The organism is Asaia sp. W19 (assembly GCF_003994335.1).
Taxonomy (GTDB): Bacteria; Pseudomonadota; Alphaproteobacteria; order Acetobacterales; family Acetobacteraceae; genus Asaia.
This window is the reverse complement of the sequence record NZ_PNQZ01000203.1, coordinates 1-831: the sequence shown is the minus strand read 5'-3', so window position 1 is coordinate 831 and position 831 is coordinate 1. Positions and strand designations below refer to the sequence as shown.

Genomic DNA, 831 nt, shown 5'->3' with positions numbered 1-831 from the left:
GGCGCATTGCGTTCATTCATGAAACGWTCGGGCGGCTGCAGACCCATGTGCGTCTGCTGCTGATGATCGTGGCCGCCAGTGCCGCCCTGCCCGCCACGACCGGCTTTGCGCCGACCACCATCCAGTTTCTGGCGCATTTTTTCGCCTTTGCGGTGATCATCACTATCGGTTTCGGGCTGATCAGGGCGTTTCGTTTCGGGACGGATAAATATCTCGACCGCATCGCCAATCGCGAACATGTCGATGACATCACGGTACGGTCGCACCAGACCCAGATCCGCATTCTGCGCCGTCTGATCGAGATCACCTGCGGGGTGATCACGGTCGGAGCGGCCCTGATGGTGTTCGAATCCGTACGGCAATACGGGGTATCACTCTTTGCCTCGGCGGGCGTGGCCTCTCTCGTTGTCGGTCTTTCCGCACGGCCCGCCTTGTCCAACCTCATTGCCGGCATCCAGATTGCCATTACCCAGCCAATCCGCATGGAGGACATGCTGATCCTCAATGGTGACTGGGCCTATGTGGAGGAGATCAATGCCACCTATGTGGTGCTGCGCACCTGGGACCGCCGACGCTATATCGTGCCTATCGCCTATTTTCTCGAAAATCCGTTCCAGAACTGGACCCATAGCTCACCGTCGCTCATCGGCTCGCTCTTTCTCTGGCTCGACTATCAGACGCCCGTGGATGAGGTGCGTCGTATTTTCCATGAAGAGCTCGAAAAATCCGCCAATTGGGATCGAGACATGAGTTCTGTCGGATGCCAGGTTGCTGACAGTAACGCTCAGGTGATTTCCATCCGACTGATCGCGGGAGCCGCCGATGCCAATG

Annotated in this window: 1 protein-coding gene; it reads left to right on the top strand. The window is 57.8% G+C overall.

The annotated features are described in order from the left end of the window. Positions 1-831: mechanosensitive ion channel family protein (locus C0V97_RS18025; protein WP_148114986.1), on the top strand; the 831-nt coding region annotated here is incomplete at both ends.